This window comes from Bradyrhizobium sp. SZCCHNR1053, from assembly GCF_032381235.1.
GTDB lineage: Bacteria > Pseudomonadota > Alphaproteobacteria > Rhizobiales > Xanthobacteraceae > Bradyrhizobium.
The window spans coordinates 509,137-535,167 of record NZ_JAUHJM010000003.1 but is presented as its reverse complement, the minus strand read 5'-3'; the positions used below and the strand labels follow the sequence as shown (position 1 = coordinate 535,167).

Annotated in this window: 18 protein-coding genes; 5 read left to right on the top strand and 13 right to left on the bottom strand. The window is 65.3% G+C overall.

Annotated features, from left to right (window positions below):
* Nucleotides 1-5 precede the first annotated feature (5 nt).
* Nucleotides 6-1,253 carry an MFS transporter gene (locus QX051_RS11605; protein ID WP_315776179.1) on the bottom strand — a complete coding sequence of 416 codons (1,248 nt, stop codon included), beginning with the start codon at nucleotides 1,251-1,253 and terminating at the stop codon, nucleotides 6-8.
* A 357-nt stretch (nucleotides 1,254-1,610) separates the two neighbouring features.
* On the opposite strand from QX051_RS11605, the gene QX051_RS11600 reads away from it, so the two are divergent.
* The 3 genes from QX051_RS11600 to QX051_RS11590 all read left to right on the top strand — a co-directional run bounded on the left by QX051_RS11600 (nucleotide 1,611) and on the right by QX051_RS11590 (nucleotide 7,451).
* Nucleotides 1,611-3,209 (top strand): L-aspartate oxidase, encoded by a 1,599-nt coding sequence (locus tag QX051_RS11600; protein ID WP_315776178.1) that lies wholly within the window; start codon nucleotides 1,611-1,613, stop codon nucleotides 3,207-3,209.
* Nucleotides 3,210-4,059: 850 nt separating this feature from the next.
* The gene (locus QX051_RS11595) at nucleotides 4,060-4,953 is read left to right on the top strand and encodes a hypothetical protein (protein WP_315776177.1); all 894 of its coding nucleotides are present in this window, start codon (nucleotides 4,060-4,062) and stop codon (nucleotides 4,951-4,953) included.
* A 152-nt stretch (nucleotides 4,954-5,105) separates the two neighbouring features.
* A complete protein-coding gene (locus tag QX051_RS11590; protein WP_315776267.1) occupies nucleotides 5,106-7,451 on the top strand; it encodes an ABC transporter substrate-binding protein in 2,346 nt (781 codons plus the stop codon).
* Nucleotides 7,452-7,455: 4 nt separating this feature from the next.
* Here the strand turns inward: QX051_RS11590 and QX051_RS11585 are convergent, their stop codons facing one another.
* From QX051_RS11585 to QX051_RS11575, 3 genes are all read right to left on the bottom strand, one after another.
* Nucleotides 7,456-8,937 carry a cell wall hydrolase gene (locus QX051_RS11585; RefSeq protein WP_315776176.1) on the bottom strand — a complete coding sequence of 494 codons (1,482 nt, stop codon included), beginning with the start codon at nucleotides 8,935-8,937 and terminating at the stop codon, nucleotides 7,456-7,458.
* Nucleotides 8,938-9,376: 439 nt separating this feature from the next.
* Nucleotides 9,377-12,340, bottom strand: a complete 2,964-nt coding sequence (gene ppdK / locus QX051_RS11580; RefSeq protein WP_315773951.1) for a pyruvate, phosphate dikinase — start codon at nucleotides 12,338-12,340, stop codon at nucleotides 9,377-9,379.
* A 106-nt stretch (nucleotides 12,341-12,446) separates the two neighbouring features.
* Nucleotides 12,447-12,602 (bottom strand): DUF3096 domain-containing protein, encoded by a 156-nt coding sequence (locus QX051_RS11575; RefSeq protein WP_012042558.1) that lies wholly within the window; start codon nucleotides 12,600-12,602, stop codon nucleotides 12,447-12,449.
* A gap of 250 nt (nucleotides 12,603-12,852) precedes the next feature.
* Between QX051_RS11575 and QX051_RS11570 the strand changes: the two genes are divergently transcribed.
* Nucleotides 12,853-13,206, top strand: coding sequence for a DUF1236 domain-containing protein (locus QX051_RS11570; protein ID WP_315739966.1), 354 nt, complete (start codon nucleotides 12,853-12,855; stop codon nucleotides 13,204-13,206).
* Between the two features lie 259 nt (nucleotides 13,207-13,465).
* Here QX051_RS11570 and glyS read toward each other — a convergent pair whose 3' ends face one another.
* The 6 genes from glyS to QX051_RS11540 form a co-directional block, all read right to left on the bottom strand.
* Entirely contained in the window at nucleotides 13,466-15,706 is a 2,241-nt protein-coding gene (glyS, locus tag QX051_RS11565; RefSeq protein ID WP_315776175.1) for a glycine--tRNA ligase subunit beta, read from the bottom strand.
* Between the two features lie 353 nt (nucleotides 15,707-16,059).
* Complete coding sequence (locus QX051_RS11560; RefSeq protein WP_315739964.1) at nucleotides 16,060-16,998, bottom strand: glycine--tRNA ligase subunit alpha; 939 nt, start codon at nucleotides 16,996-16,998, stop codon at nucleotides 16,060-16,062.
* 128 nt (nucleotides 16,999-17,126) lie between these two features.
* Nucleotides 17,127-17,318 carry a hypothetical protein gene (locus QX051_RS11555; protein WP_315739963.1) on the bottom strand — a complete coding sequence of 64 codons (192 nt, stop codon included), beginning with the start codon at nucleotides 17,316-17,318 and terminating at the stop codon, nucleotides 17,127-17,129.
* Nucleotides 17,319-17,424: 106 nt separating this feature from the next.
* Nucleotides 17,425-18,327 (bottom strand): S49 family peptidase, encoded by a 903-nt coding sequence (locus QX051_RS11550; protein ID WP_315776174.1) that lies wholly within the window; start codon nucleotides 18,325-18,327, stop codon nucleotides 17,425-17,427.
* Nucleotides 18,328-18,569: 242 nt separating this feature from the next.
* Entirely contained in the window at nucleotides 18,570-19,334 is a 765-nt protein-coding gene (locus tag QX051_RS11545) for a tRNA1(Val) (adenine(37)-N6)-methyltransferase (protein WP_315776173.1), read from the bottom strand.
* Nucleotides 19,327-19,554, bottom strand: a complete 228-nt coding sequence (locus QX051_RS11540) for a DUF2007 domain-containing protein (RefSeq protein ID WP_315739960.1) — start codon at nucleotides 19,552-19,554, stop codon at nucleotides 19,327-19,329. The genes QX051_RS11545 and QX051_RS11540 overlap by 8 nt, the downstream gene beginning before the upstream one ends.
* Before the next feature lie 136 nt (nucleotides 19,555-19,690).
* Between QX051_RS11540 and QX051_RS11535 the strand changes: the two genes are divergently transcribed.
* Nucleotides 19,691-20,701: a polyprenyl synthetase family protein gene (locus QX051_RS11535; protein ID WP_315739959.1), complete on the top strand. Its 1,011-nt coding sequence runs from the start codon at nucleotides 19,691-19,693 to the stop codon at nucleotides 20,699-20,701.
* A 305-nt stretch (nucleotides 20,702-21,006) separates the two neighbouring features.
* On the opposite strand, the gene QX051_RS11530 is transcribed toward QX051_RS11535, so the two are convergent.
* From QX051_RS11530 to QX051_RS11520, 3 genes are all read right to left on the bottom strand, one after another.
* Nucleotides 21,007-21,909, bottom strand: coding sequence for a 4-(cytidine 5'-diphospho)-2-C-methyl-D-erythritol kinase (locus QX051_RS11530; protein WP_315776172.1), 903 nt, complete (start codon nucleotides 21,907-21,909; stop codon nucleotides 21,007-21,009).
* 169 nt (nucleotides 21,910-22,078) lie between these two features.
* Entirely contained in the window at nucleotides 22,079-23,875 is a 1,797-nt protein-coding gene (locus QX051_RS11525) for a tetratricopeptide repeat protein (protein WP_315773965.1), read from the bottom strand.
* Between the two features lie 241 nt (nucleotides 23,876-24,116).
* Nucleotides 24,117-25,775 carry an electron transfer flavoprotein-ubiquinone oxidoreductase gene (locus QX051_RS11520; RefSeq protein ID WP_315776171.1) on the bottom strand — a complete coding sequence of 553 codons (1,659 nt, stop codon included), beginning with the start codon at nucleotides 25,773-25,775 and terminating at the stop codon, nucleotides 24,117-24,119.
* Nucleotides 25,776-26,031 lie beyond the last annotated feature (256 nt).

Sequence of the window (26,031 nt, the reverse complement as noted above, 5' to 3'; positions counted from 1 at the left end):
GCAACTCAGGTCGCGGGAACGGCGCGCGCGACCGGCTTCTCGACGATCGGCAGGTTGATCAGCGCCGACAGCACGCCGAACAGGATCGAGAGCCACCAGATCGGCGTATAGGAACCGTAGCGCTCGAACACGATGCCGCCGAGCCAGACGCCGAGGAAGCCGCCGACCTGGTGGCTGACGAAGGCGAAGCCATAGAGCGTGGCGAGCCAGCGGGTGCCGAACATGATCGCCACCAGCGACGAGGTCGGCGGCACCGTGGAGAGCCAGGCGAGCCCGGAGACCGCGCCGAAGGCGATCGCGGAGGCCGCCGTGACCGGGAACGAGATGAAGGCGAGCGTCGCCAGCGCACGGGTGAAATAGATGAAGGACAGGATGTAGCGCTTCGGCAGCCGGCTCTGCAGCCAGCCGACACTGAGCGAGCCGATGATGTTGAACAGGCCGATCGCCGCGATCACCCAGCCGCCAACCTGCGCCGACAGGCCACGATCGACCAGGAACGCCGGCAGGTGCACGGTGATGAAGGCGAGTTGGAAGCCGCAGGTGAAGAAGCCGAGCACCAGCAGCACGTAGGAGCGGTGTCCAAACGCCTCCATCAGCGCGGTCGTGAACGACTGCTGCTCGGCCTCCGACGGCTTGGCCTCGGCCGCCGGCGGCGTCGCCACGGCGAGCGACAGCGGCACGATGAACAGCATCAGCGTCGCGAACACCATCAGCGCGCTCTGCCAGCCGAACTGGTCGATCAGCGCGACGCCGAAGGGAGCGAACAGGAACTGGCCGAGCGAGCCGGCCGCCGTGCCGGCGCCGAGCGCGACACCACGGCGCTCCGGCGGCAACAGCTTGCTGAACGCCGACAGGATGAGATTGAACGAGCAGCCCGACAGGCCGAAGCCGACCAGCACGCCGGCGCCGATGTTCAGCGACAGAGGCGAGCTGGAATAGCGCATCATCAGCAGGCCGCCGGCATAGAGCAGCGCGCCGACACAGATCACGCGCATCACGCCGAAACGATCGGCGATCGCGCCGGCGAGCGGCTGACCGAGCCCCCACAACAGGTTCTGCACCGCCACCGCAAGCGCGAACACGTCGCGTCCCCAGGCGAATTCACGGCTCATCGGCTGCACGAAGAAGCCGAGGCTGGAGCGCGGACCGAAGCTCAGCAGCGCAATCGCGCAGCCGCACACGATGATGACGACCGGCGTCCGCAAGCTCTGGCTGCGGGAGGCCGTGCCGAGATCGCCTGCCTGTACCGACATCCGTGTCCTCCCCTGCCGCGGTCGCTGTCCGCCGCGCCCTTCCGATTAATGCATCTGCATTGAACTCCCAAGCTCAAAAGCGGAACCCAGCCATGAAAAATTTCGATGCGGCGGCCAGCCATGAGCACGTGTCATCCGAAGCGAGTTCCCGCGGCGGAACTCGCTCATGCGTCCTTGTCCCGGCGCGAAACGTCCTGATGCGCGAGTCGCAAACGACGATTCATCCCGTGCGAGAGTGACCTTCAGAACAGCCGCTATTTGTCGCCAAACACCGATAAACAGCGAAGGAAGTCTCTGAAGAAGAACTAACAGGTACCGCGGTACACATGCGCACGGAATGTGGAATTTGGACATCACATGGACCACGATCAGATCGAGACATCCGGCCGCGTCGTGATCGTTGGTGCCGGAGTTGCCGGACTGTTCTGCGCGCTGAAGCTCGCACCGCAGCCGGTCACGCTGATCTCCGCGACCGCATTGGGTGAGGCCTCGTTCGGCGCGACGATGCAGGCCGACATCGCGGCAGCGGTTTCATCCGGCGACAGCCCCGATAGCCATGCCGCCGACATGATCGCTGCCGGTGGCGGCCTGGTCGACGCGACGGCTGCGCTGGCGCTCGCGCGCGACGCTTCGGCTGCAATCGAGGACCTGGTCCGCCTCGGCGTGGCTTTCGATCGTGATCACAGCGGCAGGCTGGCGACGTCTCGTGCGGCTGCGCACACCGCGCGCCGTATTCTCAGCGTTCGCGGAGACTTCACCGGACAGGCGATCATCACCGCGCTGTCTCAAGCCGTGCGCGCAACGCCCTCGATCCGCATCATCGAGGGCCATGTCGCCGACGCGCTGCTGACGGAAGACGGCGCGGTGCGTGGCCTGCAACTGCGGCCGACCGACGACGATGCGGCCGCGCCGGTGCTGATCGCGGCGCCGGCAATCGTGCTGGCCACCGGCGGCATCGGCCGTCTGTTCGCGGCGACCACGAATCCGCCGCACGCCACCGGCATCGGCCTCGCCATCGCTGCGCGCGCTGGCGCGGTGATTGCCGATCCGGAGTTCGTGCAGTTTCATCCGACCGCGATGATGACCGGTCACGATCCGGCGCCGGTGGTGAGCGAGAGCCTGCGCGGCGCCGGCGCCATCCTGGTCAACCGCCGCGGCCAGCGCTTCATGCTGCCGCGCCATCCGCTGGTCGATCTTGCCCCGCGCGACACGGTGGCGCGCGGCGTGATGGCCGAGATCATCGCCGGACGCGGTGCCTTTCTCGACGCACGCGACGTGCTCGACGACGGCGTCGCCGAACGCTATCCGATGCTGCACCGGGCCTGTACCGCCGCGGGGCTCGATCCGACCCGGCAGCCGATTCCGGTGGCGCCGGCGGCGCATTTCCACATGGGCGGGATCGCGGTCGACGCGCAGGGCCGCAGCTCGATCGAGGGGCTTTGGGCGGCGGGTGAAGTCGCCGCGACGGCAACGGACGGCGCCAACCACATCGCCGGCAACGCGCTGCTCGCCGCGCTGGTGTTCGCCCAGCGGATCGCCGAAGACATCTCCGGCCGGACGTTCACCGCGCCCTCCACGCTACAGGACATTGCGTTCGCCGATCCGGCCGGCCCCTGTGCCGGCGCTGCGGCGAGCTCGCTGCGCGAGACGATGACGGCGCAGCTCGGTGTCATTCGCGACGAGGAGCGGCTGGCGGAGGCCATCGCCGCGATTGCCAGGATGGAGCGCGACGCCGGCAGCCCGAGGCTGCGCAACATGGCGAGCGCTGCGCTGCTGATTGCCACCGCGGCCTGGAGCCGGCGCGAGAGCCGCGGTGCGCATTGCCGCGCCGACTGCCCCGCGGAGAATCCGAGTTTCGCGCAGCGGACGATGACCACATTGGCCGCTGCCCGCGAGATCGCCGACGAACTCGCGGCACGGCCGACGGCGCGGCAGTCGCGGCCGTTGAGCGCGTAGCAAGAGCTGATCCGACTGCGTCACGACGGAGCTCGGCAGTCGCGTTTTCACCGTCATTCGTGATCACCGTCATTCCGGGTTCAGGGCCTGCGGCCTTGTCCCGGAATGACGGTGCTCATGACGAAGCAGCCATCGTCGCCCAATACAGATATTACGACTCGTTGTTATTTGCTGCCTCGCCGGTATTTGGGAGCAGGCACGATGTAATTAGTGCGTGCCGTGTCGGCCGCGTGCATCCATTGATCCGCGGGCGCTGGACGAACAAATCGGCCGTACCGTTGCGCTGGTGCTCGTCGTCATCACGCGCACGATCTGAGCGGCCCTCGCCAATGAGTTGGACGAGGCCTTTCGTCGAAGCAGATCACCGGCTGACGCTGATGCGAATCGCCGCACGGATCGAGCACATCCTCTACGCGCGCGACTAATTCGCATCGATCTGTGGGGATACGCCACATGCTCCTGCGCCATGGCTTCAGATCGTTCTCGGCCAGACGCCGCCGCACTATCTCGTGCGCCCCGGCGCCGACGGCATTTACCAGCACCAACTAAATGGCTGGACAGGTTCGCCATGATTTCGGCAAAAGAACCGCAGAACCTGTACAAATAAGAAAAAGAGATGGTCGAAATTTAGCGGTGCTCAAGTAGTAGCGCGCGTTTTGTCCGTCCTGCTGACGAGGAAATGGGAATTCACGGCTGCCAGATCGCCGATTCACCGCTTGGCATGGCCATAGATTCGGTCATCGGTCTCGCCGCCGGTTTGGAAGCCGAGTCGCCGAGCAGAAAGGCGCCAAACGGTCCAGGGAGTGTTGCGGGGCGACGCGATGGCGCGTGTCCGCAGGAGTAGTTGAGGATGAGTTCCTTATTGCGGAGTAGCGGATCGCGGATCACCGTGGGTGATGCGCAGAGCGAACGTTGGCGCCCGGCAAAGCCTGCCGCTTTGTCCAACAGCCTCGCGCATGCGACGTCTGCGCCTGATGAGGATGCGGCCACCGATCTCTCCCGGCCGTGGTGGCAAACCGCTTCAGCGGTTGACGATGCGCCGATGCCAATGGCGCCAGCAGAAGCGCACCGATCCTGGCAGATCCCTTCACTCGATCCCGTCGTGATGCCTCCACCTCCGCCCGAACGGCTCGAATTCGATTCTGTTTTCCAGTTCGGTGCCGCAGTGGCCGCGCTTGCGTGCCTCGCGTTCTTTGCGGTGCGCATCATGCAGGCTCCGAACATTGAAACAGTTACGAAGTCTGAAGCGACCGCTTCATCGTCTCCCCGAAACTTCGGGACAGCGGGGAAATCGAAATCCGATGACGGCCAAGCATCGCTGGACGCCGCGGCGCACACGATCGGACGGGCCGATTCGATCATGGCGTCGGTCCCGATCGTCAAGCCGGCTCCGGGCGGAGGCGAGACCCCGCAGTCAATTCCGCCGAAAGCATCTCGGACCATCGCGACCAGGAGCCCTGCACCGGCGGCCGCGTCTGCGCTGACCAAGAACGAGATCAGCGAAATGCTGAAGCGCGGACGCGATCTCATCGGCGCGGGCGACGTTGCGAGTGCCCGCCTGATCCTGGCGCATGTCGCGGAAGCGGACGCCGAAGCATCACTGACGCTGGCCGGCACCTATGACCCCGCGATCTTGTCCAACCTGAAAGCCGTTGGCGTCGCGCCCGATCCGGCCAAGGCCCGCGCCTGGTACGCGAGAGCCGCCGAACTCGGGTCACTCGAGGCTCGACGGCGGCTCGAGTGACCCGAGCTTCGAAACCGGGTGATCCAGCGCGGTCTCACGCCGGTCGCTGCGCAGGAATTGCGGCGGGGCGCGGACCGCCGGATCCTGGTCGATGGTGTCGTGCGGGCGACGCGCGTCCCCGCAAAGTGTCGTGTTGCGTGATGAGGTCCATGATGGGAATGTTTGATCGTCTGTTGCAACCGGCCTTGTCGTCGGCGCCCCGTGGTCCTCGGCTGCTTGGCGCGCCGGGTTCTCCGACCGTCGCGTTGCTCCTCGTGCTTGCCGCCGTGCCAGGCCTGGCGCGTGCTGCCGAGGGCGAGATCCGGATCGGCAATACGACGCCCTACAGCGGGCCGGCGGCCGCCTACGGCAGCGTGAGCAAGGTCATCTCCGCCTATTTCCAGAAGGTGAATGACGAGGGCGGGATCAGGGGCCGCAAGATCACCTACATCTCCTATGACGACGGCTATAATCCGCAGAAGACGGTGGAGCTGACACGACGGCTGGTGGAGGAAGACAAGGTCGACGTCATCTTTGCGAGCGTTGGAACAGCGACCAGCGCGGCGGTGCGGCCTTATCTCAACGCGAACAAGATACCGCAATTGTTCGTCGGCTCCGGTGCCTCGATCTGGGATCAGCCTCGCGACTATCCTTGGACCATGGGAGCGCAACCCAGCTACCAGATTGAAGCTCATATTCACGCGCAATATCTGCTCGAGCAACATGCCGGTGGCACGCGCATCGGTGTGCTTTATCAGGACGACGAGTTCGGCAAGGACTATCTGAAGGGTTTGAAGGACGGGCTCGGCGGCAAGCTGCCGATCGTCGCGGAAGCGGCTTACGCGGTCACCGATGCCGACATCAATCAGCAGATCGCGAAGCTGAAGACCGCCGGAGCCAACATCCTGGTCGACGTCAGCACTCCGAAATTCACGGTGCTCGCGATCCGCCGCCTCGCCGAGCTCGGCTGGAGACCCGAGCACATCATCCCCACGGTTTCGGATTCGGTTGCCACCGTGCTGCAGCCTGCAGGCCTGCAGAACGCGGAAGGACTGCTTTCCGCCACCATCCTGTACGAGGGCGGTGTGCAGGGCGGCGATCCCGGCTTCGCCGAGTGGTCCGCGTTCATGGATCGCTACGCGCCTGCAATCAGCAAGAACAACAGCTTGGGAATCGTGGGCTACGCGCTTGCCAACCTGATGGTTGCGGTCCTGCGCAATTGCGGCGACGACTTCTCCCGCGACAACATCATGAGGCAGGCGCGTTCCTTGAAGGGGACGCCAATTCCCATGTTGATTCCCGGGATCGTCGCCAATACCAGCGCCAGCGACCACGCGCCGATCGAGCAGATGCAGATGAAGCGTTTCGTCGATGGCCATTGGGAACGGTTCGGGCCGGTGCGCAGCGGAATCGACCCGGGTGCGGTCAGCGATTCCTTCAAGGCGATCTTCCGCTATGCGTCGGCCAAGCGGGACCTCGCGAGCCAGCTCAACGCCAATACGGTGAGCCTGATGACGGGCTCGTATGGCAGCACCTATTCCCAGATGGGCGCCGACGTCGCCTCGGTCCTCAATGACGGCATCAACCTGCGGGTCATGCCGGTCCTCGGCAGCGGCTCGGTTCAGGCGGTGGCCGACATCCTCATGCTCAAGGGCGTCGACGTGGGAATCGTGCGCAAGGACACGCTGTCCTATCTCGAACGCAAGGACTTCGCGAGCAACATCCGCAATCAGCTCGTCTACGTCACCAAGATGTTCAACGAGGAAATGCATGTTCTGGCACCGCGATCGATCCGCACCATGCGGGAGCTCGACGGCAAGACCGTTGCGGTCGACCTGCCGGACGGCAGCACCTTCGTGACCGCGATCAACGTGTTCGAGCGGCTCGAGATCAAGCCGCATCTGCTCTATATCGAGCCGCGCATCGCGCTCGAAATGCTGCGCAAGGGGGAGATCGACGCGATGATTGCGGTCGACGGCAAGCCGGTGCCCTGGCTCAGCCAGATCACGGATGCCAATCTGCATCTCGTCCCGGTCGGCTACGACAAGACCTTGCGCGAGGATTACCTTCCATCCAAGCTCACCGCGGACGACTACCCCAACCTGATCTCCAAATCCGAGTCGGTGGAAACGATCGCAGCAGAGGCAATCCTGGCGTCGTATAATTGGCAGCCGGGAAGCGACCGCGATCGCCGGCTGTCGCTGCTGGTCGAGTCGCTGTTCTCGCGCATGTCGCAGCTGCAGCGGCCTCCCTTCCATCCGAAATGGCAGGAGATGGCGCCGCGCGCGCCGGTCGCCGGCTGGACCAGGTTCCGGGCCGCGCAGGAATGGCTCGATGGGACGACACGGATTCCGGCGGCCACTACGGCCACCGTTAAACCGTCGAAGCCGGTCGCGGCCGCCGCACCGTCCCCGCGCATTCCTGTCACGGCAAAGCCGGCGGCCGCAACGCCGCCGGACCAGGCGCGCCAGACCGAGTTGTATCGCCGCTTTCTCGAGTGGAATGCGACGCGTCGCTAGATGATTAGCGCCGCGTCCAGTTCGGATTGCTCTCGGCCTCGCTCTTGGCGGCCTCGGTGAGCTCGGCCGAAATGGCCGCGGTCTGCTGCGGCGTGCCCCAGCTCGGCGCGTCGCTGCCGTCGCCCCATTTCTTCGGCCGGTAGAAGGTGTGAACGCCGAACTTGTACATGCGCTTCATCTCGGCGACCCAGGACGGCCGCACCCAATAGGCATGATAGTGGGTCGACTTGCCCACCTCCGGCAGCCAGATCAGCCCGTCCAGCATGGCCTTCGCGATCTTCTTGGCGCGATCCCACATCTCGGGCTCGCGAATCACATCCGGATTGTTGTCGCAGGCGAAGGTGAACTGGCAGGCAAAGTGGCGGTATTTGTTCTGGTAGACGACGCCGCACACCGTCGTCGGATAATAGCCGGAGAACGCCCGGTTCAGCACGACCTGCGCCACGGCCATCTGGCCGCGCACCGCCTCGCCGCGGGATTCGAAATAGATCGCTTCGGCAAGGCACTTCTCGGACTTGAAGCGCGCCTTCTCGTCCGTGAGGCTCAACCGTTCGGCCGGAGTCCTGTCGCGCTGATTGTCGGTGTTGACCTCGCCTTTCGGCGCGATGCTCTCGCCGCCATCGCCGGCCTTGGCGGCATCGTCGGCCGGATGTGACAGCACCGCCATCGGCTTGAGGTCCGGATCCGGCATCACGATCAGCGGCGCCTCGCCCGGCAGCCATGTCTCCATGGTTCCGGCGGCAACGCCCAACGACGACGTGCCGAAATAGAGATTGGACGTCTTGATGTTGAGGCCGTCATAGCTGACGGCGCCATCTGCCAGAATTTGGTCGGCTGCAGGCTTCAGCTCGCCCGATGGCTGGATCTCGGACTTCGCCGCGTCGTACTGCACGAGCGGCGGCGCGCTCAGCGCCTCCTGCAATTCGGGATCGAGTGCAGAACGCTGCGGGAGTGGCGCCTGCGCCGGTGCTTCCGTCGTCTTGGCGCCGAACACCGAGGAGTTCGAATTGGGTTGCGTCGAGGGCGTGGGTGCAGGCTCGGAGGGCGCAGGCTCGACGGGCGCGGCCGATTCGGTCGGCTGCGCCGACGGCGTCGGGGGGCGCACGACGAGACGATCGCCCTTCAGCGTGCGATCGACCTTGGGGAAGTCGGAGGCCTGATAGCGTGGCGGAACCTGCAGCGCCGGATTGCGCGGCGTCGATCCGGTGATGTCGAGATCGCGCCCGTCGAGGCTTGCGAGGCGGATGCTCACCGCCTGCGGCGCCGAGGTTCCGATCGGACGACCGAAACTATAGGTGGCGAGCTGAATGGAGGCCGCAGCCGAGAACACACGCTTCTGCCAGCGTTCGGCGACGCCCGGCTGGCGGGCGAGCAGAGAAGCGATGTCTTGATACCCGGTCTCTGTCGGCATCAGAGCGAAGACGCAGAGACCGAGTCCGAAGGACGCAAATCGCGCGCCCTTCGGATCGGGACGCAGAACTAACATCGATACGCTCAACGCAACGCTTACTGGATCGACCGAACAACAGTGCTTCCGTGCAATTCGATCTTCTCTCTTCGTATCGGGTTTAGGTTGCCGAGGAGTTAATCCGCGTTGCAATTGTGAAACAGGCAAGCGGGGAAGTTGCAGAGCGCCGAGCGATCGATATGTGTGGTAAACAGCGCACCGACGAGAACGGTGAACATTCAGTCAACAGATGCGGTGAATGAAAATCATCTGCACATCATGAGGCGGAGTGTTCCATCGGAACTGCGACGTTCGCTCTCTCCACTCGTCATTCCGGAGCGCTCCCCGGAATGACGGCAGTGGTGGAGAAGAAGTGCACCTTGCGTCACGTGCGCGCCGCATCGCGACGAACCCTCACCAATGAAAAAGGCCGGCAACATGTGCCGGCCTTCGTCAGATCAGATCGATCGCAGCAGGATCAGGCCTGGCTCGCGATCTCCTTGCCGAGCGCGGATTGCGCAGCGGCGAGGCGCGCGATCGGCACGCGGTAGGGCGAGCACGACACGTAGTTCATGCCGACCTTGTGGCAGAACGCGACCGAGGCGGGATCGCCGCCATGCTCGCCGCAGATGCCGACCTTGAGGTTGGGTCGCGTGGCGCGGCCGCGCTCGACGCCGATCTTGACCAGCTCGCCGACGCCCTCGCGGTCGATCGAGATGAACGGATCGATCTCGAGGATGCCCTTGGCGACGTAGGCGCCGAGGAAGCTGCCGGCGTCGTCGCGGCTGATGCCGTAGGTCGTTTGCGTCAGATCGTTGGTGCCGAACGAGAAGAACTCGGCGGCCTCCGCGATCTGGCCGGCCATCAGCGCTGCGCGCGGCAGCTCGATCATGGTGCCGACCTGGTACTCCAGCTTGGCGCCGGTCTCGCGGATCACGGCCTGCGCCATCGCGTCGATGCGCGCCTTGACCAGGTCGAACTCCGCCTTGGTGGCGATCAGCGGCACCATGACCTCGAGGCCGACGGCCTCGCCGGTGCGCTTCTCGGCCTCGACCGCGGCCTCGAAGATCGCGCGCGCCTGCATCTCAGCGATCTCCGGATAGGCGATGGCGAGACGACAGCCGCGGAAGCCGAGCATCGGGTTGAACTCCGACAGCTCGCGGGCGCGGTCGGCCAGGCGCCGCGGATCGGTGTTCATCGCGCGGGCGACTTCCTCGACCTCGGCCTGGGTGTGCGGCAGGAACTCGTGCAGCGGCGGATCGAGCAGGCGGATCGTAACCGGCAGGCCTTTCATGATCTCGAACAGCTCGACGAAGTCGGCGCGCTGCATCGGCAGCAGCTTGGCGAGCGCGGCGCGACGCTCCTGCTCATCCTCGGAGAGAATCATCTCGCGCACCGTGCGGATGCGCGTCTCCTCGAAGAACATGTGCTCGGTGCGGCACAAGCCGATGCCCTCGGCACCGAACTTGATCGCGGTGCGCGCATCCTCCGGCGTATCGGCATTGACGCGCACGCCGGTCTCACGCACGGCATCCGCCCAGCCCATCAGGGTGCCGAACTCGCCGGACAGCTCCGGCTCGATCATCGGCATGCGGCCGGCCAGCACCTGGCCAACGGAGCCGTCGATGGTGATGACGTCGCCGGTCTTGAAGGTGCGGGAGCCGATGCTCATCGTGCCGCGGCCGTAATCGACGCGGATGGTGCCGCAGCCGGACACGCAGGGCTTGCCCATGCCGCGCGCGACGACGGCGGCGTGCGAGGTCATGCCACCGCGGGTGGTGAGAATGCCCTCGGCGGCGTGCATGCCGTGGATGTCCTCCGGCGAGGTCTCGATGCGGACCAGGATCACCTTGCGACCGTCGGCCTGCAGCTTGGTGGCCTCGTCCGAGGAGAACACGATCTCGCCGGATGCCGCGCCCGGCGAGGCCGGCAGGCCGGTGGCGACCACGTCGCGCTTGGCGGAGGGATCGATGGTCGGATGCAGGAGCTGATCGAGCGAGGCCGGATCGACGCGGAGCACGGCGTCGCTCTGCGAGATCAGGCCCTCATTTGCGAGCTCGACCGCGATGCGCAGCGCCGCCTTGGCGGTGCGCTTGCCGCTGCGGGTCTGCAGCATCCACAGCTTGCCGCGCTCGACCGTGAACTCCATGTCCTGCATGTCACGGTAGTGCTTCTCGAGCAGCGTGTAGATGCGGGTCAGCTCGTGGAAGGCGTCGGGCATCGCGACTTCCATCGACGGCCGGTCCGAGCCGGACTCCCGACGCGCGTCCTCGGTGATGTCCTGCGGAGTGCGGATGCCGGCGACGACGTCCTCGCCCTGCGCGTTGATCAGGAACTCGCCGTAGAGCTTGCTCTCGCCGGTCGAGGGATTGCGCGTGAAGGCGACGCCGGTGGCCGAGGTGTCGCCCATGTTGCCGAACACCATGGCCTGGACGTTGACGGCGGTGCCCCAGGATTCCGGAATGTCGTGCAGCTTGCGATAGGTCACCGCGCGCGTGTTCATCCAGGATGAGAAGACGGCGCCGATCGCGCCCCACAACTGGTCGTGCGGGTCCTGCGGGAAGTCCTTGCCGGTCTCGTGCGCGACCGCGTCCTTGTATTTGCCGACCAGCATCTCCCAGTCCTCGGAGCTCAGATCGGTGTCGAGCTGATAGCCCTGGGTGTCCTTGAAGCTGTCGAGGATGTCCTCGAAATGATGGTGCTCGAAGCCGAGCACGACATCCGAATACATCGTGATGAAGCGGCGATAGCTGTCGAAGGCGAAGCGGCGATCGCCGGACAGCTGTGCCAGCGCTTCCACCGTCTGGTCGTTGAGACCGAGATTGAGCACGGTGTCCATCATGCCCGGCATCGAGGCGCGGGCGCCGGAGCGCACCGAAACCAGCAGCGGGTTCTCCGGATCGCCGAACTTCTTGCCGGTCAATTTGCCGATGTAGTCGAGCGCCTTGTCGACCTGCGACTGCAGCTCCTTCGGATAGGTCTTGTCGTTGGCGTAGAAGTAGGTGCAGACCGAGGTCGGAATGGTGAAGCCCGGAGGCACCGGCAGGCCGAGATTGGCCATCTCGGCCAGATTGGCGCCCTTGCCGCCGAGCAGGTCGCGCAGGCCGGCTTTGCCTTCGGCCTTGCCGTCACCGAAGGTGTAGACCCACTTGTTCGGCTTGATCGCAGTGACCGCGCTCTTGGCCGGGGCCTTCGCAGCCGACGCCTTCACAGCCTTGGCGACCGGCTTGGCAGCCGTCTTGGCCGGCTTCTTCGGAGCGGTTTTCACTGGCGCTTTCGGTGCAGACCTGGGCGCGACCTTGGCCGGGGCCTTGGCGACGGGCTTCGACGCCGTCTTGAGCGCCTTGCGCGGTGGAGCGAGTGCTGCGGTCTTGGCCTTGCCCGGCTTGGAAGGCTTTGATTTCGCTGTAACTTTCTTAGACTTCGCTACCGCTTTGGCCATGAGGTGCTTCGATCCGCAAATGGGAGGAGAAATCGCGCGCCTTACACCACTTTGGGCGCCGCGGCGCAAGCTCGGGGTTCCCGACCTTGGGACTAGAACGTGGGGACTAGAAGTGGAGCCACTTCAGCAGGCCCATGCCGATCAGGCCATTCAGGATGAGGAAGATCGCGACGATCAGGTTCAGCAGGCGCGGCATGATCAGAATCAGGACGCCGGCGATCACGGACATGATCGGCGAGATATGGGCAACGGTCAGGGTCATCGACAAGCTCTGAATGATTGAAGGACGAGGCTGGGGCGATTCGATTTGGCCGGACTTTATCCTGGCCCATCGTGGCGGAATAGGAGACGCACGGCACGAGTTCCGGTTCCCCCACCGCTGAATCTGCCGCAAAAATGCCGCCGGTTCCACGTGGCCCCGCGCGGAACGATGACCTGTTGCCGGCATTGGGAAGCAGGTGCCGGCACGCGCCGGTTTCTCTCAGCGATCAACAGCTCAGGAGTCCCGTCCCATGCGAACCCATCTCACCCTTGCTGCCCTCATGGCCGCACTCGTGATACCGGCGGCCGCACAGGCGCAATCCTACACGACGGGCGTCGGGCGCAGCGTCGTGGTCGAGGAGGACGCTCCAGTGATCACGGTCGAGCGACGGCCGGAGTTTCGCGAATATGTCGTCCGCGAGCGTGTTCCCAACTATGTGATCCCCGATCGCGTCGTTGTTGGCACCGTGCTGCCAGAGTCCGGTGTTACATATTACGACGTTCCGCAGCGCTTCGGTGCGACACCTTATCGCTACACCGTGGTCAACGGCGAAACTGTCCTGGTCGAACCGCGATCGCGGCGGATCATTCAGGTCGTTGAATAGTTATAGAGCTGCATTTGGTCGCCAACGCCCCCGCAAGCGGCCAGATGTAAAAGGCCCTGCCCGGTTCCCCCCGCCGGGTAGGGCTAATTTTTATTGGCGCGTAACTTGTATGGTGGGCAAAGCGGCCGCCGAAGGCGGCAGCGTGCCCACCATTCGGCAGCAACTCCGCTGCGAGACGGTGGGCACGGCGCCATTGCGATCGGGGGACGTGGGGATAGCACGGCAGCGCCTTTGCCCACCCTACGTTGCTATAGCGCGCTCAGCCCTCGATCTTTGAGAAGTCGGCCACCGCACGCGTCGCGCTGCGGATCTCGTTCAGGAGCTTGAGCCGGTTTTCGCGGATCTTGGCGTCGTCATCGTTGACCTTCACCTTGTCGAAGAACGCATCGACGGCCGGACGCAGCTTCGCCATCGCGCGCATCGCTGCGGCAAAGTCTTCCTTGGCGACGGCAGCGCCGGCTTCCGAGCCAACCTCGCCGATAGCCTTCGCCAGTGCCTTTTCCTCGTCCAGCCTGTAGAGCGCCGCATCCGGCGCGCCGTCGAACTTGCGCTTGTCCTTCTTCTCCTCGATCGCGAGGATGTTGGACGCGCGCTTGGTGCCGGCAAGCAGGTTCTTGCCGTCGTCGGTCTCGAGGAATTTGCCGAGCGCCTCGACGCGGCGGACGACCATCAAGAGATCATCCTGGCCGCCGAGCGCGAACACCGCGTCGACGAGATCATGCCGCGCGCCCTGCTCGCGCAGTTGCACCTTGAGGCGGTCGGCGAAGAAGGAGAGGAGGTCCTTGAGGGCAACATTAACCCCAGCCACAACTCGGGAAACCTCCGAAGGAGCGGTCCTTTCCTTGCCGATCACATCGAATATTTCTCTTAGCAGCTGTGGACTCTGAGCGATTTCCGCGATCTCGGACACCGGGGTAGCGAATGCTGCAACTTCCTTAGTCGCTAGAGCTTGCAGAACACCAAGCGAAGCTTGCCCGAGAATCGGCGAAAGCCGAAGCTGGAACCGATTGTCCAAGATCAGCCTGATCACACCCAACGCGGCGCGGCGCAATGCGTAGGGATCCTTCGAGCCCGTCGGCTTTTCATCGATGGCCCAGAATCCGACCAGCGTATCGAGCTTATCAGCGAGCGCCACGGCGACCGACACCGGATCGGTCGGCACGCGATCGCCGGGGCCCTGCGGCTTGTAGTGCTCCTCGCAGGCCGCGGCGACGGACGCATCCTCGCCCTGGGCCAGCGCGTAGTACTTTCCCATCAGGCCCTGCACTTCCGGAAACTCGCCGACCACTTCGGTCAACAGATCGGCCTTGGCGAGCTTCGCGGCGCGCGCGGTCTTCGCCGCATCCGCGCCGACCAGCGGCGCGATCTCGGCGGCGAGCTTCTCTATGCGGGCGATGCGCGCCGCCTGTGTGCCGAGCTTCTCGTGGAACACGATCTGCTCGAACTTCGGCAGCCGGTCCTCGAGCCTCGTCTTCAGATCCGTCTCATAGAAGAACTTCGCGTCCGACAGCCGGGCGCGGATGACGCGCTCGTTGCCGGCAATGATCGTCTTGCCGCCGTCGGTGGCCTCGATGTTCGCGGTCAGGATGAACTTTGGCGCCAGCCCGCCGGTCTTGGGGTCGCGCACCACGAAGCATTTCTGGTTGCTGCGGATGGTGGCGCGGATCACCTCGCCGGGGACCTTGAGGTACTCCGGATCGAACGAGCCCATCAGCACGACCGGCCATTCGACCAGGCCCGCGACCTCGTCGAGCAGCACGGGGTCCTCGACCAGCTCATAGCCTTGCGCAAAAGCGAGCTGCTTGGCGTCGGTGACGATGGTGTCCTTGCGGCGGTCAGGATCGAGCACGACCTTGGCGTCGAGCAGCTTGGCCTCATAGTCCTCGAAGCGCCGCACCGAGATTGGCGCGGGCGCCATGAAGCGATGGCCGAATGTTGTCTGTCCCGCCTCGATGCCGTCGACGGCGAAGCCGATGACGTCCGGCTCCTCGGTCTCCAGGCCGAAAGTGGCGGTGATCGCATGCAGCGGCCGCACCCAGTTCAACGCGCCGGGCCTTTCCGAGCGCTTGCCCCAGCGCATCGATTTCGGCCAGGGGAACGTTCTGATGATCACCGGCAGCATCTCGGCGAGCACGTCGAGCGTGGCGCGGCCGGGCTTCTCGATCAGGGCGACGTAGAAATCGCCCTTCTTCGGATCGCGCTGGATCGTCGCCTCCTCGATCGAGGACAGGCCGGTGGCCTTGAGAAAGCCCTGGATCGCCGCGTCGGCACCACCGACGCGCGGGCCCTTGCGCTCCTCCTTCAGGTCGGCCTGCCGCGCCGGGATGCCGTGCACGGTCAGCGCCAGCCGCCGCGGCGTCGCGAACGCCTTGGCGCCCTCATAGACGAGACCCTCGGCGACCAGCTTGTCGGTGACCATGCGGCGCAGATCCTCGGCCGCCTTGGCCTGCATGCGCGCAGGGATTTCTTCGGAGAACAGTTCGAGAAGGAGGTCGGGCATATTTAGAACTCGTTCGCAGGGCTGGCGGTGCTGCACTCCCCTCCCCCTTGCGGGGAGGGGTTGGGGGTGGGGGTCAGCGCGCGCTGAAGGTCGTGGGGAGCATCGTTGGCACAGCCGAGATCATCATTGTCGGCAAACGACCATGTGCGACCACGTACAAGGCCGTGGAGACCCATCAGGCATCTCGCCTGGGGACCCCCACCCCCGACCCCTCCCCGCAAGGGGGAGGGGAGCAGAGGCACCGCGTGTGTTGCGAGGTTGAGCTGCAAGACAAATCTCGATGCGAATGAGGAATTATTTTCCCGAGCGCCCCTCCCGCTCCAGGAATGATGAAGCGTCCGAGCCGCGAAGCTCTAACCAGCCCCCGCCCCTCCCGCCTCCGTATGCAGCCAGGCTTCGCCGCAGGCCTTGGCGAGCTCGCGGACGCGCAGGATGTAGCTCTGGCGCTCGGTGACGGAGATCACGCCGCGCGCATCGAGCAGGTTGAACACGTGGCTGGCCTTGATGCACTGGTCGTAGGCCGGCAGCGCCATCTGATGCTCCCGACGATTGCCATCGCGCCAGCCGGCATCGAGATATTTGCGGCAGGCGCCCTCGGCCATCTTGAACTGCTCGAACAGCATGTCGGTGTCGGCATGCTCGAAATTGTGCCGGGAATATTCCCGCTCGGCCTGCAGGAAGACGTCGCCATAGGTCACCTTGGCGTCGCCGTCGCGGCCGTTGAAGTTGAGGTCGTAGACGCGGTCGACGCCCTGCACGTACATCGCCAGGCGCTCGAGGCCATAGGTGAGCTCGCCCGCGACCGGCGCGCATTCGAAGCCCGCGACCTGCTGGAAATAGGTAAACTGCGACACCTCCATGCCGTCGCACCAGCACTCCCAGCCGAGACCCCAGGCGCCGAGCGTCGGGCTCTCCCAGTCGTCCTCGACGAAGCGGATGTCGTGCACGGCGGCATCGATGCCGATGGCGCCGAGCGACTTCAGGTACAGCTCCTGAAGGTTCGGCGGCGACGGCTTCATGATCACCTGGAACTGGTAGTAGTGCTGCATCCGGTTTGGATTCTCGCCGTAGCGGCCGTCCTTCGGCCGCCGCGACGGCTGCACATAGGCGGCATTCCACGACTTCGGCCCAAGCGCGCGCAGGGTCGTCGCCGGATGGAAGGTGCCTGCCCCCATCTCCATGTCGTAGGGCTGCAGGATCACGCAGCCCTGCTCGGCCCAGAACCGCTGCAGGGCCAGGATGAAGCCCTGGAACGAACGTTCGGGGCGCATGTGCAGAGGTAGCGAGTCCATCGTCGGTATCGGTCTTTCGCAGGCGTCGGAAAAGCGCGCGGACCGTATCGGCGGGGACATCAGGAATCAAGGCAATAGGGTCTCCGAACGGCGGCGACGTGCCGTCGTTCGAAGATCAGCGGCTCGCGTCAGCCCGGCCGGTAGGCGCCCGTGACGGGATCGCGGCGCAGAGTCTTGATCTCGGCTGTCTGCGCGGCCTCGGCGACGCGCGACAGTCGCGCCTCTTCGAGCTCCCGGTTGATCTTCTGAGCGGCCTTGTAGGCCCAGCGAACCACGGCAAGCCCGCCCAGCATACCCGCGAAAGCAACGAACGGCGGCATTGGTCGATCCTCGTTCATGAACAGAGCCACCCCGATTCCCATTGTCGCCGATCCCGGTTCCCCCCGCAATCCGGATTGCGAGGGGCGAAATGGCGCGACCTCCAGTCTAGAACCCGAAACGGGCCCAGATCGCCCGGGTTTCGGCCGCGGAGATCAGCTCCTCGGCCAGCCCCGTCCAGCCGAATCCCAGGCTGCCGGCGCCCGCGGCGCGGCGGCCGAGCAGACCCGACAACAGGCCGGACGCCGGCGCCACGACGGGCGTTGCAACCTTGTCGCCGAAGCGGGTGCGCAGGACGGCGCGGAGGTCGCCGATGGCGTCCGCCAGCCCCAGCGTGACGGCGCTGTCGCCGGCCCAGTACTCGCCGGTGAACAACACATCGTCGGCGCCCTTCAGCCGGGTCGCGCGGCTCTCCTTGACCAGCGAGATGAACAGCGCGTGGATCTCGCGCTGGATCTTCTTCAGCCGCGCCACGTCGTCGGGATTCTCCGGCAGGAACGGATCGAGCATCGCCTTGTGCTCGCCGGCCGTATACAGCCGGCGCTCGATGCCGATCTTCTTGATCAGGTCCTGCAGCCCGAACGAGCCGCCGACCACGCCGATCGAGCCGAGGATCGAGGAGGGATCGCAGAAGATCTCATCGCCGGCGCAGGCGATCATGTAGCCGCCGGAGGCCGCGACGTCCTCAACGAACACGAGCACCGGCAGCTTCTTCTCCGCCGCGAGCTGGCGAATGCGCAAGTAGATCTGGCGCGACTGCACCGGCGAGCCGCCGGGCGAATTGATCACCAGCGCCACGGCCTTGGCGTTGCGCATGGAGAAGGCGCGCTCCAGCACCTTGGCGACGCCCGCAAGCGTCAGCCCCGGCCGCAGCGGCGTCACTGCGCCGATCACGCCGGACAGGCGGACGACCGGCACCACCGGTACGCCGCGCAGCCGCGCCGGAAGCAGCGCCTTCAGGCGATCGAAGAGCCCGGCTGCATCGCTGGGTTGTGTCAAGTTGTCCACCATCCTGTTACCTCGGATTAACCACTTTTTATCGCGCCGCTGCCATTCAAAGGGCTGGAACGAGCCTTGCAATCTCCTGGGCAATCGCACGGCGAGCCAAGGTGCAGAGTGCGGCGGAGGAATACATGAAGGTCTACCTGTTGATGCTGCTGATCGGTACTCTATTGACTGCGATCCGTTTCACGACGGTAACCGAACGCCAGTCCGAAGCTCAGACGCAATAACGCCCGACCACGATCAACCGTTCAGGGGGTGCCCAAAGCCAGCGCCCCCTGCCCCGACAGCACACGCACGGCCTCGTCATTCGGCACGCCTGCCGCCTCATTCAGCACCACTCCGGCGAGAATCTGGGTCGGCGCCCGCCCTCCCTTAACGGCCCTGACCAGGATACGGATCGCCGGCTTGCCCGCTTGGCCGTGAACCGGTTGAACGGCAAGACTGCCGAAGCCGCGCGCCAGCGCCGCGACAACCTCGCTCAAACCATCGGCCCGCCAGATCAAGGTCAGCACGCCACCGGATTTCAGCATCCGCCGCGCGGCATGCGTCCAGATCTCCAACGTCGTCGCCGTTGCCATGTGCGCGGTCGCGCGCGCGGCGTCGGGCGAGGCGCGGTGGCGCGCGGCATCGTGGAACGGCGGATTCATCAGCACGACGTCGACACTGTCGGGCCCGAGCCCTGCGGCAGCGAAGGCGGCCGCGTCCGCGGCGATGTCCAGCACCACGACCTCCGCCGGCAAGGCATTGGCGCGTGCGTTGTCGCGCGCGAGGCACGCCAGATCCGGCTCGCGCTCGACCAGCGTCAAGCTGAGACCGCCGACGCGCCGGGCCAAGGCCAGCCCGGCCGTCCCTACGCCGGCACCGAGATCGACCACGCGATCGCCCGAACGCGCGGCCGTCGCCGCCGCCAGCAGGATTGCATCGTGGCCGGCACGATGGCCCGTCGTGGGCTGCCGCAGCCGCAATTGGCCGCCGAGCACGGCATCCTCGGAAATGTCGACAGCGTCACTCATCAGGGCGCAGTTCATGCGCCAGACCGGCGTCGGTGAGAAGCCGCCGGGCCTGGAGATTGTCGTCCTCATGCACGAGAATCCTGCGCGGCAGGATGCCGAGCGAGCCTTCGATGACGCTCATGTTCTGATCGAGCACGAGGTGATGGATGTCGGCGCCGTCGAGCAGCGCCCCTATCGCCGAAACCAGCACGATATCATTGGTCCGAACCAATTCCTTCAATCGTTATGTCTCCATGCGGGCTTGGGTCAAGAAGGCTCGGGTCAAGACGGCTCGGGTCAAGGTTCCGTGTCTGCCCTTGCCGCCTGCGGCCGCAGTTTCTATTGTCGTTTCGAGCATAGCAAAATCGGAGACCAGAGTGGCGGTTATCGTACCTTTCGAGAGTCCATCGGGAGCCTCCATCGATGGGCTGGTCGCGCTGGTCGCAGCCGACATGGAACGGGTCAACGCTACGATTTTGTCGCGCACCGGCTCGGACGTCACGATGATCCCGGAGGTCGCAAACCACCTGATCTCCTCCGGCGGCAAGCGGTTGCGGCCGATGCTGACGCTGGCGATGGCGCATCTCACCGACTACACCGGCGATGGTCACGTCAAGCTCGCCGCGGCCGTCGAGTTCATGCATACGGCGACGCTGCTCCATGACGACGTGGTTGACGAGAGCGAAATGCGCCGCGGCAAATTGTCGGCGCGCATGCTGTGGGGCAACGAGGCCAGCGTGCTGGTCGGCGACTTCCTGCTCGGCCAGGCGTTCCGCATGATGGTCGAGGTCGGCTCGCTGCGCGCGCTCGACATTCTCTCGGCCGCCGCAGCCACGATTGCCGAAGGCGAGGTGATGCAGCTTGCCGCCGCCAAGAACACCGCAACGACCGAGGACGAATATCTCGCCGTGATCCGCGGCAAGACGGCGGAACTGTTCGCTGCCGCCTGTGAGGTCGGCCCGGTGCTCGCCGACCGTCCCAAGGCCGAGCAGGCCGCATCCCGGTCTTTCGGCATGAATCTCGGCATCGCCTTCCAGCTCGTCGACGACGTGCTCGACTATGGCGGCAAGGCCGCCAAGCTCGGCAAGAACGTCGGCGACGATTTCCGCGAGGGCAAGATCACGCTGCCGGTGGTGCTGGCGTTCCGCCGCGGCAGCGACAGCGAGCGTGCCTTCTGGATCAAGGCGCTGGAGCGCGGCGAGATCAGCGATCACGATCTCGACCATGCGATCGGGCTGATGAACAAGCACCGCGCCTTGGAGGACACGATCAGCCGCGCGCATCACTATGGCGCCATGGCCGTCGACGCGCTGGCGCTGTTTCCGGCGTCACCGATGAAGGCGGCGCTGGAGCAGGTGGTGGCGTTCTGCCTGGCGCGATCGCATTAGTTCGTCCGTCTACCGAGAGACCGTCACCCAAGCAAGTTCTGTAGGGTGGGCAAAGGCGCCTGCCCAGCTGATGCGACAAATCACGCTGCAATGGCGCCGTGCCCACCATCGGGCGTCGTGCCCCGCGGTCAGACGGTGGGCACGGCGCCGCCACGACCTTGTGCCGGGCTGCAGCCAGGCTGCGCCTTTGCCCACCCTACGAATCATCAGCGCGCCGGCATCGCGAGGAGCGTAGCGACGACGCGATCCAGGGCCGCAGCAAAGAGTCTCGATGCTTCGCTCGCAACGGGGGCCGAGCCAGCAAACTAGCTCAGCGTCCCCGCATGCACCCACCATTCAGGGTGCGCGGCTGCGATCGCAGCGCCGGCCGACTTTGCATCCGCCTCGCTGCCATAGATCGCAAAGCAGGTCGCGCCGGAGCCGGACATGCGCGCCAGCAGCACGCCTGAACTCGCGCGCAGCGCGTCGAGCACCGTGCCGATGATCGACTGCACCTTCAGGGCGGGCGGCTCCAGATCGTTCTTCACCTGATCGAGTGCAGCGATCCAGTCTCCGACCGATGCGCCGGCCTGCGGCCAGGACGGCGCCGTGAGGACATCGGTCACGCCGACCAGCAGCTCGCCAGGCTTCAGGCCGAGCGCCTGGAACACGTCCTTGGTCGCGACCGGCACCCGCGGATTGATCATCACGCAGGGCAGGACGGGAAGCGCAAGCGGCTGCAGGTTCTCGCCGACGCCGGTCATGGTGCAGGCGCGCGAGGGCACGCAAACCGGCACGTCGGCGCCGGTCTTCAAGGCAACCGCAGTGAGGCGCGGATCGTCCAGCGACAGGCCGTTCAGCTTCGCCAGCAACCGCAGCGCCGCTGCGGCATCGGCCGAGCCGCCGCCGATGCCGGCGGCGACCGGCAGCACCTTCTCCAGCGTGAACGCGCCGAGCTTCAGGCCGGGAACGGCCTCCGCCAGCAGACGCGCCGCCTTCAGCACCAGATTGTCCGTGGTCTCGCCACAGGCCTCTGCCAGAGGTCCGGTCGTGGTCAGCGTCAGCTCCGGCCCCGGTACCAGCGCGAGCTGGTCCGCGCAATCCGCAAAGGCGACGACGCTTTCGAGATCATGATAGCCGTCGACCCGGCGGCCGACGACCCGCAGGGTCAGATTGACCTTGGCGCGCCCCTGCTCCTGCAGCGCGCCGGTGACCGTGGACGCCAACATCGGCGCAATGCCCCCAGCATGTTCGGTGGTGGAGCTCAGATGCCAACTCGCCGCGGCCCGAGGCCGAAGCGAACGTGGCCGGCAACCGCCACACCCTTCATCAAAATCATCCGGGCTCCCCGGCAAGCCGAGGAGCCCGTGATGGCTCTCACATCGTAATCAGGACGACCTAGCCGCCCTTGCCGTCGTCCTTCTTGGCGTCGGACGGCGTATCCTTGGTGTCGTTGCTGGCCGCAGCGGGTGCCGGATCATCAGTCAGGCCGTTCTGGATCTTGGCCTCGATCTTCGGCAGCTCCTCGGCCTCGGGCTTCAGGTCGCGGGCATGGGCCCACTGGAACTTGGCTTCCAGCTTGCGGCCGATGCGCCAATAGGCGTCGCCGAGATGGTCGTTGATGGTCGGATCCTCAGGCTTGAGGTCGATCGCGCGCTCGAGGTTCTTGACCGCCTCCTCGTAATTGCCGATGCGGTAATAGGCCCAGCCGAGCGAGTCGACGATGTAGCCATCGTCCGGCCGCTGCTCGACGGCACGCTTGATCATCTTCATGCCTTCGTCGAGATTGATGCCCTGGTCGATCCAGGAATAGCCGAGATAGTTCAGCACATGCGGCTGGTCAGGCTGCAGCTCGAGGGCCTTGCGCATGTCGGCCTCAGCCTTCGGCCACTGCTTGGAGCGCTCCAGGCAGATGCCGCGGTAGTAGTAATAGACGCTGTTGGCCTTTTCATTGTTCACCGGCAGCGAATCGACGCCGAGCGAATAGGTCTTGGCGCAGTCGGCGAACTTCTTGCGGCCGCGCTCGATGTTGCCGAGCGCCATGATCGCCTCGAGATCCTTCGGATCCTGCGCAATGACGTCCTTGAGGATCTTGATCGCCTCGTCGCTGCGGTCGGCGCTGTCGAGATCGGTGGCGAGCTGGATCTGCGCATTGCGCTTCAACGGCGAGCTCGCCGGCACACGCTCATAGACCTTGATCGCCATCTGCGGCTTCTTCACGGTCTCGTAGAGATCGGCGAGCGACAGCAGCGCCAACGGATGATTCGGCTGCAGATGCAGCGCGAGCTGCAGATAGACCAGCGCCAGATCCTCGCCGCCGCGGCGGCTCAAAGTGGCGCCGATGCCGTACAGCGCCTCGGCGGCGCCGGCCTGCGCCGAATCGACCAGCGACGGCAGCTTCTTGCCGGCCTTGGTCTCGCGCAGGCCCTCCTGCACCAGCGGATGGCGCGCGAGCTTCTTGTCGAAGGCTTCATAGATCGCGGTCGCGGCGGCCGCATCCTTGTTGCGCGACAGCCAATGCGCATAGGCCTCGGTGATGCGCAGCATCGAATCGTCGAGCTTGTAGGCGCGCTCGAACCGCGTGCCGGCGTCCTTCTCCTTGCCGGCCAGCTCCAGGATCATGCCGGCATGGAGGTCCTTGAACAGCGGATACCATTCGGGACCAGTCAGCTTGTCGATATTGGCGACGGCGGTCTTCGAATCGCCCGCACCGGCCGCGGCCCACGCCGACAGCAAGGTGGCGACGAGATCGGTGATCGGCCCGCGCACCGATTGGTTGATGTTGGTCTGGGCGGCTGTGTATTTCTTCTGCTTGATGTCCTGCACGCCGACAACGAGGCGCGCGATGCGGTTCGCCTTGTCGATCGTGAGCACGCGCTCGGCCAGCTTCACGGCCTCGTCGATGTCGCCATCGGCGACCGAGGAGATGAAGGCGCGGTCGAGCAGCTCGTTGTTCTTCGGGTCGCTACGTAGCGCCGAGCGGTAGAACGCCGCCGCCGAGGCCGCGTCGCGCTCGACGCTGGCGTGGCGGGCCGCCAGATAGCTGCCCGAGGTGGTGAGCGACTTCAGATCGACGCTGGTCGGAAACTTCGCGGCGTTATCCGCAGGATGATCCGGCGTCTGGGCCAGGACGGCACCGGGGAGCAGCAAGGCAGAAACGGCAATTGCGGTCCAGCGATTGCGAATTGACAACATCACGGTGCGCTCTGGTTGTTGGAAATGACGGATCGGTACGGACACGACCCCGATCGGCAGCTCTTCAAGGCGCCGACAATGCCGCGTTTGGCGGCCAACCGCAAGGATTTGCAGGATATTCGGGTCAGCCGGAGGCCCCTTTGGCGAAGGTGACCCGCGTCAAACCGCGCCAGTATGGCCGTATCGTGGCCGGCTGCCCTCCCCGGAGCAGCCGACTCACGCAATCGTGCGTTATGCGAGGCTACATCGCCTCGTAGTTCGGCCCACCGCCTCCTTCCGGAGGAACCCAGGTGATGTTGCCGTTGGGATCCTTGACGTCGCAGGTCTTGCAGTGGACGCAGTTCTGCGCGTTGATCACAAAGCGCGGGGTGGCGCCCTCCTCGACCCATTCGTAGACGCCCGCCGGGCAATAGCGGTTGGACGGCCCGGCATAGACGTCGTGCTCGGAGCTCTTCTGCAGCGCCATGTCGGCGACCTTCAGATGCACCGGCTGGTCTTCCTCGTGATTGGTGTTGGACAGGAACACCGAAGACAACCGGTCGAAGGTCAGCTTGCCGTCCGGCTTCATCGCAGGCTTCGGCTGATGCGCCTTGGCCGGATCAAGCGTGGCGCGATCGGGCTTGACGTGCGACCGGGTGCCGAACAACGAGAAACCGAGCGTGTTGCACCACATGTCGAAGCCGCCGAGCGCGACGCCGAGCACCGTGCCGAACTTCGACCATAGCGGCTTGACGTTGCGGACCTTGAACAGATCATCGCCGACTGGCGAGCCGCGCCAGGCGTTCTCGTAACTGACCAGCTCGTCATTGGCGCGGCCGGATGCGAGCGCGGCATTGACGTGCTCGGCCGCGAGCATCGCGCTGCCCATCGCGTTGTGCACGCCCTTGATGCGCGGCACGTTGACGAAGCCCGCGGCGCAGCCGATCAGCGCGCCGCCCTCGAACGACAGCCGCGGCACCGACTGATAGCCGCCTTCGGTGATGGCGCGCGCGCCGTAGGCGAGGCGCTTGCCGCCTTCGAACACGCCGCGGATCGACGGGTGCGTCTTGAAGCGCTGGAATTCCTCGAACGGCGACAGATAGGGATCGTCGTAGTTCAGGTGGACGACGAAACCGACTGCGACCAGATTGTCGTCGTAGTGATACAGGAACGAGCCGCCGCCGGTCTTCATGTCGAGCGGCCAGCCGAAGGAATGCTGGATCAGCCCCTTCTGGTGCTTGGCGGGATCGATCTGCCAGACTTCCTTGAGGCCGATGCCGAATTTCGCCGGCTCGCTCTTGGCGTCCAATGCGAATTTCGCGATCAGCTGCTTGGACAGGCTGCCGCGCGCGCCTTCCGCGAACAGCGTGTACTTGCCAAGCAGCTCCATGCCGCGCGTGAACGAGGATTTCGGCTTGCCGTCCTTGCCGATGCCCATGTCGCCGGTGGCGATGCCGCGCACCGCGCCCTGCTCGTCATAGAGCACCTCGGTGGCCGCGAAGCCCGGATAGATCTCGACGCCGAGCGCCTCGGCCTTGCGCGACAGCCAACGGCAGACATTGCCGAGCGAACCGATGTAGCAGTGATGGTTGTCCATCAGCGGCGGCATCGCGAAGCCGGGCAGCGAGATCGCGCTGCTCTCGGTCATCCAGAAGAACTTGTCGACCTTGACCTGGGTCTTCAGCGGGCAATCGTCGTCCGAGCGCCAGTCGGGGATGAGCTTGTCGAGCGCCGCCGGATCGATCACCGCACCGGACAGAATGTGCGCGCCGACCTCGGAGCCCTTCTCGACCACGACGATGTTGAGGTCGGCATTGAGCTGCTTCAGCCGGATCGCGGCGGACAGGCCCGAGGGGCCGGCGCCGACGATGACGACGTCGAACTCCATGGATTCGCGCGGAGGTAATTCTTCGGTGCTCATCTCTCTCGATCTCAGGCCCGGCCGGTGCAGGGGACCCGACCTCTGCCGCCCCCTGGCGCGTGCAAAGGTCAAACCCGGAGCTGCAATGGCAACAATGACTTAACTAGGGTTCCTGAAGGCGTTCACCGTTCGCTGAAGACTGGTCCGGAGGGGGAGCGACGGCTGGCGCCGGAACACTAGGGCGTTCCGTCCCTTTTTGGGTTATTCCAAACTCTTGTTTCCGATTTTTCGGGGCAGGACAACCACCGAAATGCAT